At 71.9% G+C, this 13,490-nt stretch carries 12 protein-coding genes; 10 read left to right on the top strand and 2 right to left on the bottom strand.

Annotation, left to right across the window (positions count from 1 at the left end; translation table 11 throughout):
- Window positions 1–14: 14 nt before the first annotated feature.
- A complete protein-coding gene (locus ACIPK3_RS18525) occupies window positions 15–773 on the bottom strand; it encodes a GntR family transcriptional regulator (protein ID WP_402570901.1) in 759 nt (252 codons plus the stop codon).
- 211 nt (window positions 774–984) lie between these two features.
- Between ACIPK3_RS18525 and ACIPK3_RS18520 the strand changes: the two genes are divergently transcribed.
- The 10 genes from ACIPK3_RS18520 to ACIPK3_RS18475 all read left to right on the top strand — a co-directional run bounded on the left by ACIPK3_RS18520 (window position 985) and on the right by ACIPK3_RS18475 (window position 12,458).
- Complete coding sequence (locus ACIPK3_RS18520; RefSeq protein WP_402570899.1) at window positions 985–2,145, top strand: ABC transporter substrate-binding protein; 1,161 nt, start codon at window positions 985–987, stop codon at window positions 2,143–2,145.
- Complete coding sequence (locus ACIPK3_RS18515; RefSeq protein WP_402570897.1) at window positions 2,142–3,041, top strand: ABC transporter permease; 900 nt, start codon at window positions 2,142–2,144, stop codon at window positions 3,039–3,041. Before ACIPK3_RS18520 ends, ACIPK3_RS18515 begins: the two co-directional genes overlap by 4 nt.
- The gene (locus ACIPK3_RS18510) at window positions 3,026–3,844 is read left to right on the top strand and encodes an ABC transporter permease (RefSeq protein WP_402570895.1); all 819 of its coding nucleotides are present in this window, start codon (window positions 3,026–3,028) and stop codon (window positions 3,842–3,844) included. The genes ACIPK3_RS18515 and ACIPK3_RS18510 overlap by 16 nt, the downstream gene beginning before the upstream one ends.
- Window positions 3,845–3,850: 6 nt before the next feature.
- Entirely contained in the window at window positions 3,851–4,927 is a 1,077-nt protein-coding gene (locus ACIPK3_RS18505; RefSeq protein ID WP_402570893.1) for an ABC transporter ATP-binding protein, read from the top strand.
- 61 nt (window positions 4,928–4,988) lie between these two features.
- Complete coding sequence (locus ACIPK3_RS18500) at window positions 4,989–6,452, top strand: HAD-IA family hydrolase (RefSeq protein WP_402570892.1); 1,464 nt, start codon at window positions 4,989–4,991, stop codon at window positions 6,450–6,452.
- Window positions 6,453–6,549: 97 nt separating this feature from the next.
- A complete protein-coding gene (locus tag ACIPK3_RS18495) occupies window positions 6,550–8,880 on the top strand; it encodes a nitrate- and nitrite sensing domain-containing protein (protein ID WP_402570890.1) in 2,331 nt (776 codons plus the stop codon).
- Window positions 8,870–9,307, top strand: a complete 438-nt coding sequence (locus ACIPK3_RS18490) for a roadblock/LC7 domain-containing protein (RefSeq protein ID WP_402570888.1) — start codon at window positions 8,870–8,872, stop codon at window positions 9,305–9,307. Before ACIPK3_RS18495 ends, ACIPK3_RS18490 begins: the two co-directional genes overlap by 11 nt.
- A 7-nt stretch (window positions 9,308–9,314) precedes the next feature.
- On the top strand, window positions 9,315–9,695 hold the full coding sequence (locus tag ACIPK3_RS18485) for a DUF742 domain-containing protein (protein ID WP_402570886.1): 381 nt from the start codon (window positions 9,315–9,317) through the stop codon (window positions 9,693–9,695).
- A 210-nt stretch (window positions 9,696–9,905) separates the two neighbouring features.
- Window positions 9,906–10,694: a carbon-nitrogen hydrolase family protein gene (locus ACIPK3_RS18480; RefSeq protein WP_402570885.1), complete on the top strand. Its 789-nt coding sequence runs from the start codon at window positions 9,906–9,908 to the stop codon at window positions 10,692–10,694.
- Between the two features lie 51 nt (window positions 10,695–10,745).
- Window positions 10,746–12,458 (top strand): flavin monoamine oxidase family protein, encoded by a 1,713-nt coding sequence (locus tag ACIPK3_RS18475; protein WP_402570883.1) that lies wholly within the window; start codon window positions 10,746–10,748, stop codon window positions 12,456–12,458.
- Between the two features lie 9 nt (window positions 12,459–12,467).
- On the opposite strand, the gene ACIPK3_RS18470 is transcribed toward ACIPK3_RS18475, so the two are convergent.
- Entirely contained in the window at window positions 12,468–13,400 is a 933-nt protein-coding gene (locus ACIPK3_RS18470) for an LLM class F420-dependent oxidoreductase (RefSeq protein ID WP_402570881.1), read from the bottom strand.
- Window positions 13,401–13,490: the final 90 nt, after the last annotated feature.

The raw sequence follows: 13,490 nt of genomic DNA, 5'->3' as shown, positions 1-13,490 counted from the left end.
ATCGGCCCGAGGCGTCATCCGGTCGCCGTGGTGTCGTCGGCGGCCTTTCTGGCCAGGGCGTTGTTGCCTATCGAGTTGCGGACGCCGAACGTCACCGCGTCCGACCGGTAGCGGTCGTCGGACCACTCGACGGGGCGGCCCTCGCGGGTCGTGGTCACCCGGCGGACCCGGAGCAGGGGGCTGGTGCGGCGGATGCCGAGGAGTCCGGCGTCCTGGGCGCCCGCCGCCACCGCGTCGATGACGTGCTCGCCGTAGGCGAAGACCAGGCCCGTCTCCTCGTAGAGCCGCTGGGTGACGGAGGGGCAGTCCGGCTCGATCGCCTCGACCGCCGGGGCGATCCAGTCGGCGTACACGGTCCGCTCCAGGAGCACCGGCTCACCGTCCAGACCGCGCACCCGCAGGACGTGCAGCACGGGTGTCCCGGGGCGCAGCTGGAGGCGGACCGCGTCCTCCTGGACGGCGGGGCGGAACTCCTGCGACACGACGTGACCCGTCGCCTCCCGGCCCATCGCCCGAGCCCACTGCGCGAAGCTGCGCAGTTCCTCGAAGCTCTGGCTGCGGCGGCTGGCGAGCACCACTCGGCGGGCGCCCTGACGGGAGCCGATGAGCCCCTCGGCGGTGAGGGACGAGACGGCCTGCCGGACGGTGCCGCGCGAGACGCCGTAGTGGGCGGCCAGCTCCGTCTCGGCGGGCAGCCGGCTGCCGACTGTGTACTCCTCGCGGTCGATGGCCCGCCGCAGTTCGTCGGCGATTTCCTCGTGTCGCGCCGTCATGCTTCCCCTCTGGATAGGTCGCTGTGCACAGCGTGACCAGCGTAGTCCAAAGCTGCCGGTGATCACTGTCAGCTGCGATTGTGCAGGGAATCGGGGGGCGGCGTTCCTCCTCCGTTAACGATCAGGACACCGAGGCCGGGCGTACTGGGGTCAACTTGTTCAGACAAGTTGGCCGCACCACTCACCCTCGTGTGTACTCCCTGGAGAGACCGTGACCGTGTCCCTGCCGAGAACCGCCGCCCTCGGCGGCTCCCTCGCCGCCGTAGCCGTGCTCGCGCTGAGCGCCTGCGGTGCCGCCCCCGACACCGCGTCGACCACCACCAAGGACGGCAAGAACGCCGCCACCGCCACCTCCGCGGCCGACTTCGGCGGCATGGACGCCCTGGTCAAGGCCGCCAAGGCGGAAGGCAAGCTGCACATCATCGCCGTGCCCCGCGACTGGGCCAACTACGGCGCCATCATCGACGGCTTCCAGAAGAAGTACGGCATCAAGATCGAGGACGAGAGCCCCGACGGCTCCAGCCAGGACGAGATCAGCGCCGTCACCTCCCGCAAGGGCCAGGACCGCGCCCCCGACGTCCTCGACCTCGGCAGCTCCTTCGCGCTCAGTGCCGCCCAGCAGGGCCTGCTCGCGCCGTACAAGGTGACCTCGTACGACGACATCCCGGCCGCGCAGAAGGACACCCAGGCCCGCTGGTACAACGACTACGGCGGCTACATCTCCATCGGCTGCGACGCGAAGCGCGTCAAGGCCTGCCCGGCCACCTTCAAGGACCTGCTGAAGCCGCAGTACAAGGGCCAGGTCGCGCTCAACGGCAACCCCACCAAGTCCGGCTCGGCCTTCGGCGGCGTGTACGCGGCCGCGCTCGCGAGCGGCGGCTCGTTCGACGACATCCAGCCCGGCCTCGACTTCTTCGGCAAGCTCAAGAAGAACGGCAACTACACGCCCGTCGAGTCCACCCCGGCCACCGTCGAGAAGGGCGAGACGCCCATCAGCATCGACTGGGACTACCTGAACGCCGGCTACGCCGACGAGTTCAAGTCCAAGGGCGTCGACTGGAAGGTCGCCATTCCGAGCGACGGCCAGTACGCCCAGTACTACTCCCAGGCCATCAACAAGGACGCCCCGCACCCGGCGGCCGCCCGCCTGTGGCAGGAGTACCTCTACAGCGCCGAGGGCCAGAACCTGTGGCTCAAGGGCTACGCCCGCCCGGTCCTGATGACCACCCTGGACAAGGCCGGCACTCTCGACAAGACGGCCGCGGCCAAGCTCCCGCAGGTGTCCGGCACCCCGGCCTTCCCGGCCGAGGCGCAGCAGAGCAAGGCCAAGACGGCCCTGGCGCAGGGCTGGTCGAAGGCCGTCGCCGGATGACCACCGCTCTCCCCAGGGTGGACACGGCGCCCGTCGCTTCCCAGCAGCGGCGGCGCCGTGCCCCCGGCTGGCTCGCCGTCGTCCCGCTGCTGGTGTTCACCGCGATCGCCTTCGGCGTCCCCGCCCTGGCCATGCTGGACGGCGCCTTCACCGTCAAGGACCAGACCACCGGCGCCACGTCGTACACCGCGCAGAACCTGGCCACCTCCCTTGAGGGCCCCTACCTCACGGCCCTGATCGGCAGCGTCAAGCTGTCCGCCGTGTCCGCCGCCCTCGGCACGCTGCTCGGACTGCCGCTCGCGCAGGCCGTGGTGACCTCGCGCTCACGCGCGCTGCGCGAGGCGGTGCTCACCGCCTCCGGCGTCCTCGCCAACTTCGGCGGCGTCCCGCTGGCCTTCGCGTTCGTCGCCACGCTCGGCAACGCCGGTGTGCTGACCGTGCACCTGGGCCTCGGGGACAAGGGCTGGAGCCTCTACAGCTTCTGGGGTCTGGTGCTGGTGTACCTGTACTTCCTCATCCCGCTGATGGTCCTCACCATCACCCCCGCCCTGGACGGACTGCGCGCCCAGTGGCGCGAGGCCGCCCGCAACAACGGCGCCACCACCGTGCAGTACTGGCGGCACGTGGCCCTGCCGGTCCTCGCGCCCTCCCTGCTCGGCGGCCTGGTCCTGCTCTTCGGCAGCGCCTTCGCCGCCTACGCCACCGCCGCTGCGATGGTGGGCAGCGCGGTCCCGCTGGTCACCCTCCAGATCGCCGACGCCATCTCCGGCAACGTGCTGGTCGGCCAGGAGAACGTGGCGCTCGCCCTCAGCCTGGACATGGTCCTGGTCGCGGGCCTGGTGATGGCCGTGTACCTGCCCCTGCAACGACGGAGCGCCCGATGGCTCGACGCCTGAACCCCTGGCGCTGGGCCGTGCTCGGCCTGGCCGCGCTGTACTTCCTGGTGCCGCTGGGCGCGTCCGTGGTCTTCACGGTCGACGTGGCCGGTCAGGGCCTCACCTTCGACGCCTACACCCAGATCCTGTCCGCCGAGGGCTTCACCTCCAGTCTGCTGCTCTCGCTGGAGCTGGCCGGGGCGACCATCGCCGTCGTCCTGCTGCTGATGGTGCCCGCCATGGTCGCGCTGCGGCTCGGCGCGCCCCGGCTGCGGCCCGTGGTCGAGGTGGTGTGCTCGCTGCCGCTGGCCGTGCCGCCCATCGCCTTCGTGGCCGGGATCGCGACCGTACTGAAGTGGGGGCCCGACCACTTGTCCCGCACCCCGCTGTTCCAGACGTTCGTGGCGATCCAGAACCCCGACTTCCCGGTGGTGCTCGTCCTCGCCTACGTCGTGATGGCGCTGCCGTTCGTCCACCGCGCGCTGGACTCCGGACTGCGTGCCATCGACGTCCGCACCCTGGTCGAGGCCGCCCGCAGCTGCGGCGCCTCCTGGCCGCAGGCCCTGCTGCGGGCCGTACTGCCCAATCTGCGCGGCGCGCTGCTGAACGCGGCCTTCCTCACGCTGGCGCTGGTGCTCGGCGAGTTCACCGTCGCCCGGCTGCTCGGCTACCAGCCGTTCGCCGTGTGGATCTACAACGTCGGCGGGTCGCAGGCCCAGATGTCCGTCGCCGTGTCCGTGCTCAGCCTGCTCGTCACCTGGGCCCTGCTCCTCGCGCTCGCCGGTGCCGGCGGGCGTAACCGAACCGCTTCGTCCCGGGGATGAACCACCATGACCGCCACCGCACTTGAGAAGACCGCGACGGAGAACGCCGCCACCGTGGAGTTCCGGGGCCTGCGCCGGGAGTTCGGCTCGACCGTCGCCCTCGACGGCCTCGACCTCGCCGTCCGCCCGGGCGAGTTCCTGGCCCTGCTCGGTCCGTCCGGCTGTGGCAAGACCACCGCACTGCGCATGCTCGCCGGGTTCGAACACCCGGACTCCGGCGCCGTGCTGGTGGACGGCCAGGACGTCACACACGTCCCGGCCCACCGCCGTGACGCCGGGATGGTCTTCCAGTCGTACAGCCTCTTCCCGCACCTCGACGCGGTCGACAACGTCGCCTTCGGGCTGCGTATGCGCAAGGTGCGTACCGCCGAACGGCGGGCGCGTGCCACCGAGTTGCTGGAGCTGGTCGGCCTCGCCGACAAGGGGGAGCGCTTCCCGCACCAGCTCTCCGGCGGTCAGCAGCAGCGCATAGCCCTGGCGCGGGCGCTCGCCCTGCGCCCGCGCGTACTGCTGCTGGACGAGCCGCTGTCGGCGCTGGACGCCAAGGTGCGGCTGACCCTGCGGGAGGAGATCCGCCGGCTCCAGCAGGAACTCGGCATCACCACCCTGTTCGTGACGCACGATCAGGAAGAGGCGCTGTCGGTCGCGGACCGGGTCGCCGTCATGCGCGACGGACGGCTCGAACAGTGCGCCGAACCTGCCGAGTTGTACGGCCGTCCCGCCACCGCCTTCGTCGCCGAGTTCGTCGGCACGATGAGCCGGATCCCGGGCGAGCTCAAGGACGGCACGGTCGAGGTGCTCGGGCAGCGGCTGCCGGCCGACGGCGAGGCACCGGCCGGGACCGTGGACGTGCTGGTGCGCCCCGAAGCCGTACAGGTGCGGCAGGACGACGCGGGCACCGCGCGGGTCGTCGCGACCGCCTTCCTGGGCGCGGTCGTCCGGGTCACCGTCAGGCTCGCCGACGGCACCGAGGCCAAGGCGGACCTGCCCGCGCACGAGGCCGCCGGACTCGGCGCCGGAGCGGCCGCGCACGTGTCACTGCCGCAGCGGCCGGTGCTAGTGGCCGAACGCGCCACCCAGTAGACGCAGCCGACAGACGCCTACAGACGCCTACTGACGCCTGCAGACAAGGAATGAGAGAAACGTGACCCCCCACCCCCGACTCCCGCTCCAGGCCGTCCTGTTCGACATGGACGGCACGCTCGTCGACACCGAGCGGCTGTGGTGGGAGGCGGTGGAACACGTCGCCGGGCGCCCGCTGACCGAGGCGGACCAGCCCGAGGTCCTCGGCCGCGCGGTCGAGGACACCGCCGAATGGCTCGGTGCGACCACGGGCCGCCCGCTCGACGGCATCGCCCGGGAACTGCACCGGGAGTTCGTCAACCGCGTCAGCACCGGCATCGTGCCGCGCCCCGGAGCCGTCGACCTGCTGGACGCCCTGGCCCGCGACGGCGTACCCACCGCCCTGGTGACCGCGTCCCCACGCGCCGTCGCCGACACCGTGCTCGAAGCCCTGGGCGCCGACCGCTTCGCGGCCTCCGTCACGGCCGACGACACCGGCCGTACCAAACCCGCCCCGGACCCGTATCTCGCCGCCTGCGAGGCCCTCGGCGTCGACCCGGTGGCCTGCGTCGCGGTCGAGGACACACAGACCGGCGTGGCGTCCGCGGAGGCGGCCGGGTGCGCGGTGCTCGCCGTGCCGTCCCTCGCCCCCATCGAGGCGGCCCCCGGCCGGACCGTGCGGGACAGCCTGGTCGGGGTCACCCCGCAACAGCTGCGGGACATGACGGGCCGCGAACTGCGCGTCATGACCTGGAACCTCTGGCTGGGTGGCGCCATGGTGGACGACCACCGGGCCAAGCAGGTCGAGGCGATCGTGGCCAGCGGCGCCGACGTGGTGGGCCTCCAGGAGACCGCCGGCACCGCCGCGCGGGAACTCGCCGAAGCGCTCGGCTGGCACCACCACCAGGCGGGCGAGAACCTCGGAGTGATCAGCCGCTACCCCGTCACCGCCCGCTTCGGTGACCCGGACGTCGGCTTCTACGGCGCCGCCGGGGTCCGCGTCGGGATCGCCCCCGGACTGCCGGTCGACGTGTGGACGGCTCACCTCGACTACACGCCGTACGGCCCCTACGAAGCCGCCTTCGACCAGCTCCCCGCCGAACAACTCGTCGCCCACGAGGAGGTGCGGCTCGCCCAGATGCGGGACACCCTCGGCCGGATCGCCGAGTCCGCCGACAGCGCCGTACCCGTGGTCCTCGTGGGGGACTTCAACTGCCCGTCCCATCTGGACCGGCCCGACGTCGAGTGGCCGGTGACGAAGGCGGCCGAGGAGGCGGGGCTGCGGGACTCCTACCGCGAGGCCCACCCGGACCCGGTCACCGCACCCGGGCACACCTGGTCGCCGGTCCACCCGTTCCACGAGGACGGCAGCGGACGCCCCGAACCGCAGGATCGCATCGACTTCGTCCTGCACCGGGGCCTCACGGTGCTCGGCTCGCGGACGGTGGTCGCGGGAACTCCCCTCCCATGGCCGGACGTTGCGGGCAACGCCTGGCCCTCGGACCACGCGGCGGTGGTCACCACGTTCGCCCTGCCCGGAAACTGACCCCGGACGTTACCCGCGGGCACCATTGCGGGGAGGGTGATCGTCCCGTAAGTTGTGCCGGACTTTCTACTGATCGGTAACACCGGCAGGTGCTTTCATGCGTTGGCCCGTCGGCCGTCCCACCACCGTCCGCTCGCGCATCGTGGCGCTCGCGCTCGCTCCGGTTCTCGCCCTGATGGCCCTGTGGGGGTTCGCCATGGTGTCGGTGACCGGCGAACTGCGCGCGCTCCTCCGGGTCCAAGGGGTCTACGAGGACTACGGCACCCCCGTGGACACCGCCGTCGGGCAGATCCAGATCGAACGGCGGCTGTCCGCGGCCTACCTCGGCGCACGCCACCACAACAGCGACGCCGGGGACCTGCTGGCGCAGCAGCGCCGCACCGACCGCGCGGTGAGCGCCATGCGCGACGCGATCCGGGGCGGCGACCGGAGCAGGCTCAGCGGGCGGCAGCGCTCGGCGCTCGACGCGATGCTCCACGCGACGGAGCGGCTGGACGGGCTGCGGGACCGGGTCCTGTCCCGGAAGGTCACCTGGGACGAGGCCGTCGCCGAGTACAGCACCCTCGTGGAACCCGGCTTCGACATCCAGTCCGCGCTGACCGCGCTCCAGGCCGGACAGCTCGCCCGGGAGGCGCAGGTCGTCGTCGAGCTCGTCCGGGTACGCGAATACGTCTCCCGTGAGGACGCCCTGGTCGCCGGGGCGCGTGCCGCCGGCACCCTCAGTGACCGGCAGTACGACACCCTCACGGCGACTATCGAGGACCGGCGGGTCTTCGAGGGGATCTACGTTCCGGACCTGCCGTCCGACTCGCGCGCCCTGTTCGAGGAGTTCCGGCGCGGCAGCCTGCACGGCTCCCTGGAGCGGGGCGAGAACGCGCTGCTGCGGGCCGGCCCGCGCCGCGCCGGCGCGGCCGTCTCGGCGGACACCTGGCGCACCACCACCGACCGCGCCGTCGTTCGCTACCGGGAGCTGTGCACCAGGGCCGCCGAGAACTCCGCCGCGCGCGGCCGGACGTTCGCCTATCGCGAGCTGACGAAGGCGGCCGTCGTCGGGGCGGCAGGACTCGCCGCCGTGGGACTCTCGCTGTGGTTCGCGGTGCGCGGGGCACGACGTATCTCGCGCCGCCTGGAGACGCTGCGGGACTCCGCCGACCTGCTCAGCACCCGGCAACTGCCCGACGTGATGCGGCGGCTGAGCGCTGGTGAGGACGTGGACGCGGCCGCCGAGGCGCCGCCGCTGGCCGCCGACGACGCACAGACGGACGAGATCGGCCAGGTCGGCCGGTCCTTCAACGCCGCCCGACTGGCTGCCGTGGAGGCCGCCGTCAGGCAAGCCACCCTGCGGCGGGGGCTGTTCGCGGTGCTCCTCAACATCGCTCGCCGCAACCAGGCGCTCGTCCACCGGCAGTTGAAGCTCGTGGACACGCTGGAGCGGCGCACCGACGACCCGGACGTCCTCCGGGAGCTGTTCCGCATCGACCATCTGACCACCCGTATGCGCCGGCACGCGGAGAGTCTGATCATTCTGTCCGGAGCGGCACCCGGCCGCAGATGGCGGCGCCCGGTGCCGGTCGCGGACGTCGTGTCCTCGGCGGTCGGCGAGATCGAGGACTACTCCCGCGTCGTCGTACCGCCGATGCCCCGGATCGGTGTCGCGGCGGACGCGGTGGCCGACGTGGCCCATGTGATCGCCGAACTCCTCGAGAACGCCACGGTGTTCTCGCCGCCGCACACACCGGTCACCCTGCGGACCGGGCAGGCCGCCGAGGGCTTCGTCCTGGAGATCGACGACCGCGGTCTCGGCCTCGACCCCGAGCAGCGCGCCGGCGCCCACCGCACCCTCAGCGACCCGGACGGCTTCGACCCGACCCGGCACGACCGGCTCGGCCTGTATGTCGTGGCCCGCCTCGCCGCCCGCCACGGCATCCAGGTCACGCTCCAGGACTCGCCGTACGGCGGTACGACGGCGGTGGTGCTGCTGCCGTGGGCGGTGCTGGCGGAACCGGAGCCGGAGCGGGAGGCCGAACGCCACGCACCGGCACCGCAGGACGCCCCGGTGACGGACCAGGCCCCGCAGCGCCGCCGGTCCCCGCGCCCGCCTGCCCTCGCCCCGGCAGACGGCCGACCCGATGCCACGGTGGCCGATGGCGGGACCGAACCCGGGCCGCCGCCCGCCCCCGCCCTCCCCGCCCCCGAGACCACCACCCTCGACACCCCCGCCCTCCCCACCCGTGTCCGGCAGGCCTCGCTCGCCGCCCCGCTGCGGGACGAGCCGCCGGGGCCGGACGAGGCCCCGGAACGCGAGGTCGGCGCCGAGGAGATGCGGGCCGTCTTCGGCGCCTTCCAGCGCGGCCTCGAACGTGGCCGCAGGGGCCTGCCCACGAGCACCGCCGCCGACGAAGGGACGGACGCCGACCATGCGCGATGACCACCAGACCCACGGGCCGGCCGGGCCCGCCGCCCAGACCCCCGGCACCGGCCTCGACTGGCTGCTGGACGACCTGGTGGCCAGGACCGACCACGTCCGCCAGGCCGTCCTCCTCACCGCCGACGGGCTGCCGCTGAGCTGCTCGGAAGGCATGCGCAGACGGGACATCGAGCACCTTGCCGCCGTCTGTTCCGGCTTCCACAGCCTGGCCCGTTCCGCCGGTGAGCGGTTCGAGGCGGGAGAGGTCCGGCAGACGATGGTGATGCTGGACGACGCCTATCTGTTCATCACCCCGGCGGGCGACGGCAGCCGCCTGGCCGTGCTCAGCGAGGTGCAGACCGACGTCGGACAGCTGGCGCACGAGATGGCGCTGCTCGTCCGCCGCCTCGGCCGCCACCTGGACACCGCCGCACGCTCGGACCCCTGATCCGGCCGTGACCGACGACCACTGGTACGAGGACGAGACCGGGTCGATGGTGCGCCCCTACACCGTCACACAGGGCCGCACCCAGCCCTCGGACCGGCACACCATCGACCTGATGTCCCGGGTGACAGCCCTGGACGTGGACGCGGCGGGGTCCGGCGTCGACCATGCCCGCGCCACCCTGCTCGGCCTGGTGCGCCGCGGCCCGCGCCCGGTCGTCGAACTGGCCGCGGACGCCGACCTGCCGCTCACCGTCGTACGCGTGCTGCTCGGCGATCTGGCCGAGGCGGGCCTGGTGCGCATCGACGCGCCGCGCCGCCTGCGCGCCGCCGGTCCCGTGGACGACCCCGAACTGCTCCAGGAGATCGTCCAGCGGCTGCGCGAGCTGTAGCGGAACACCACAGGGTCACGGCACGGTGACCGACCGGAAGCGCGCCTGCCCGCGCGCAACGAATCGCCGCCGGATGGCTCTCCTGCGCAATGAACCGCTCACCGGCACGCAACGGGTCCTTCTTGTCCGGCCGAGCGCGCCGACCGTACCGTCTATCCGGACCTTCCAGCTGGTCCTCCACAAACCCCTCCTTACCGGTGAGGACCACGCATGCGCACCGCCCTGCTCCAGAGCTCCGGCCGTCCCGGCTCGACCGTCGAGAACCTCGAGGTCCTCGACGCCGCCGCGGGCCGGGCCGCCGCCGCGGGCGCCGCGCTGCTGGTCACCCCGGAGATGTTCCTCACCGGGTACGCGATCGGCGACGACATCGGCCGCCTCGCCGAGCCCGCCGACGGTGCCGCGGCCGCAACGATCGTCGGCCTCGCCCGCAGGCACGGCCTGGCGATCGCCTACGGCTACCCGGAGCGCGACGGTGACACGGTGTACAACTCCGTCCAGCTGATCTCCGCCGATGGCGCTCGCCCGGCGAACTACCGCAAGACCCACCTCTTCGGCTGCTTCGAGCGCGATCACTTCACCCCGGGCGACCAGCCGGTCGTACAGGCCGAACTGAACGGTGTGACCGTGGGCCTGATGATCTGCTACGACGTCGAGTTCCCCGAGAACGTCCGCGCCCACGCGCTGGCCGGTACCGATCTGCTGCTCGTGCCGACGGCCCAGATGCACCCGTTCCAGTTCGTCGCCGAGACCCTCGTCCCGGTGCGGGCCTGGGAGAGCCAGATGTACGTGGCCTACGTCAACCGGGTCGGCCCGGAGGGCGAGTTCGAGTTCGTGGGTCTGTCCACGCTCGCCGGTCCCGACGGGATCGCCCGCAGCCGGGCCGGCCGCGAGGAGGAACTCGTCCTCGCCGACGTCGACCCCGCCTTCCTGGCCGCCTCCCGCGAGGCGAACCCGTATCTGAAGGACCGCCGCCCCGGCCTCTACGGGTCCCTGGTCTGACCTTCTCAAGCCTCCCCCCGAGTTCCCCCCCGCGCAAGGAGTCCGTACCCCATGACGTCCACGGTGCCCAACGCCGTCCAGCACGCCGACGAGCAGCAGCCGCCGATCACCATGTTCGGTCCGGACTTCCCGTACGCGTACGACGACTTCCTCGCCCACCCGGCGGGCCTCGGCCAGATCCCCGCCACCGAGCACGGCACCGAGGTCGCGATCATCGGCGGCGGCCTGTCCGGCATCGTGGCCGCCTACGAGCTGATGAAGATGGGCCTCAAGCCCGTCGTCTACGAGGCCGACCAGCTCGGCGGCCGGCTGCGGACCGTGGGCTTCGAGGGGTGCGACCCGTCGCTGACGGCCGAGATGGGCGCGATGCGCTTCCCGCCGTCCTCCACGGCCCTCCAGCACTACATCGACCTGGTCGGCCTGGAGACCCAGCCGTTCCCCAACCCGCTTGCGGAGACGACGCCTTCGACCGTCGTCGACCTCAAGGGCGAGTCGCACTACGCCGAAACGGTCGCGGACCTGCCGCAGGTCTACCGGGACGTCGCCGAGGCCTGGAACAAGTGCCTCGAAGAGGGCGCCGACTTCTCCGACATGAACCGCGCGATGCGCGAGCGCGACGTGCCGCGCATCCGCGAGATCTGGGCGAAGCTGGTCGAGAAGCTGGACAACCAGACCTTCTACGGCTTCCTCTGCGACTCCGAGGCCTTCAAGTCCTTCCGGCACCGCGAGATCTTCGGCCAGGTCGGCTTCGGCACCGGCGGCTGGGACACCGACTTCCCGAACTCCATCCTTGAGATCCTCCGCGTCGTCTACACCGAGGCCGACGACCACCACCGCGGCATAGTCGGCGGGTCCCAGCAGCTGCCGCTGCGCCTGTGGGAGCGCGAGCCCCAGAAGATCGTGCACTGGAGCCACGGCACCTCGCTCAGCTCCCTGCACGAGCGGGGCGAGCCCCGCCCGGCCGTGACCCGGCTGCACCGCACCGCGGGCAACCGGATCACCGTGACGGACGCGAACGGCGACATCCGCACGTATCAGGCGGCGGTCTTCACCGCCCAGTCGTGGATGCTGCTCTCCAAGATCGACTGTGACGACTCGCTCTTCCCGATCGACCACTGGACGGCGATCGAGCGCACCCACTACATGGAGAGCTCGAAGCTGTTCGTGCCGGTGGACCGGCCGTTCTGGCTCGACAAGGCCCTCGACGACAACGGAAACCCGACGGGCCGGGACGTCATGTCGATGACGCTCACCGACCGCATGACCCGCGGCACCTACCTGCTGGACGACGGCCCGGACAAGCCCGCCGTCATCTGCCTCTCCTACACCTGGTGCGACGACAGCCTCAAGTGGCTGCCGCTGTCCGCGAACGAGCGGATGGAGGTCATGCTGAAGTCGCTCGGCGAGATCTACCCCAAGGTCGACATCAGGAAGCACATCATCGGCAACCCGGTGACCGTCTCCTGGGAGAACGAGCCCTACTTCATGGGCGCGTTCAAGGCCAACCTGCCCGGCCACTACCGCTACCAGCGCCGTCTGTTCACGCACTTCATGCAGGACCGGCTGCCCGAGGACAAGCGGGGCGTCTTCCTGGCCGGCGACGACATCTCCTGGACGGCCGGCTGGGCCGAGGGCGCCGTCCAGACCGCGCTGAACGCGGTCTGGGGCGTCATGCACCACTTCGGCGGAGCGACCGACGCGACCAACCCGGGCCCGGGTGACGCCTACGACGAGATCGCACCGGTCGAGCTCCCCGAGGACTAGACCCTTCCGTCAGACCCCCGCCGCGCGGGCCTTCTCGTAGACCTCCGCGGCGACCTCGTTGAGTTCCCGGGCGTCGCGTGTGGCGCCCTGGAGGTCGAGGAGGATCTCCTCCAGGCCGATCTCCGCGTGCGCGACCAGGTCCTCCACGATCTGGTTCGCGTCGCCCTGGAAGGGGGTGCGGTCGGGGCCGTCGTACGGCTTCGCCTGGTAGGTGGCGTTGACCCGCAGGACCGTCTGGATCGGCTCCTTGCGTCCGCGCTCGGCCGCCAGGTCCTGGAGCTCGCGCCACTGCCCGGCGACCTGCCCGGGACCGCCCATGGCGACGGGCAGCCAGCCGTCGGCGTGGTCCACGAGCCGGGTCAGCGCCTTCTTGCTGCCGCCCGCCAGCATGATCGGGATCGGACGGGCCGGCTTGGGCCCGACCACGGCCGACTCGATGCTGGTGATGCTGCCGTCGTAGTGCACGGGGTCGGGGCCCCAGACCGCGCGGCAGACCCCGATGATCTCGTCCAGCACCTTGCCGCGCTCGACGATCGGCCGGATGCCCGCCGCCGCGTACTCGTCCAGCGACCAGCCGGTGCCGAAACCGGCGATCACCCGGCCGCCGCTCGCCGAGTCGAGGGTGGCGAGGGACTTCGCGAGTTGGAACGGCTGGTGCAGTGGCGCGACCAGCACGCTGGAGCCGAGGCGCACCCGCTCGGTGGCCGCCGCGGCCAGCGCCAGGGTGACCAGCGGCTCGGCCACGCCGCGGTACGCGTCCGGCCAGGGGAGGCCCTCGACGCCGTACAGACCCTGGGTCGCGGGCTCCGGGAACAGGGCCCGTTCATAGACCCACAAGCTGTCGTACCCGATGTTCTCGGCGGCGCGTGCGACGTCGGGCACGTCCTTGCCGATGTCGTACTGCCGATTCTGCGGAAGGCTGAGTCCGAGCCTGGTCGCCATGTGCCGAATGCTCCTTCGCGATCGGTATCGACTTCAACCTACAGCGGTGGCAGCGGAGTTCTCGTGAGGCGTGGCGGAATTGTCCGGATC

The sequence above is a fragment of the Streptomyces sp. NPDC086787 genome (assembly GCF_044745865.1).
In the GTDB taxonomy this organism is placed as follows: Bacteria; Actinomycetota; Actinomycetes; order Streptomycetales; family Streptomycetaceae; genus Streptomyces.
Note: the sequence above shows the minus strand (reverse complement) of the source record. Positions and strands in the feature narration are given on the sequence as shown.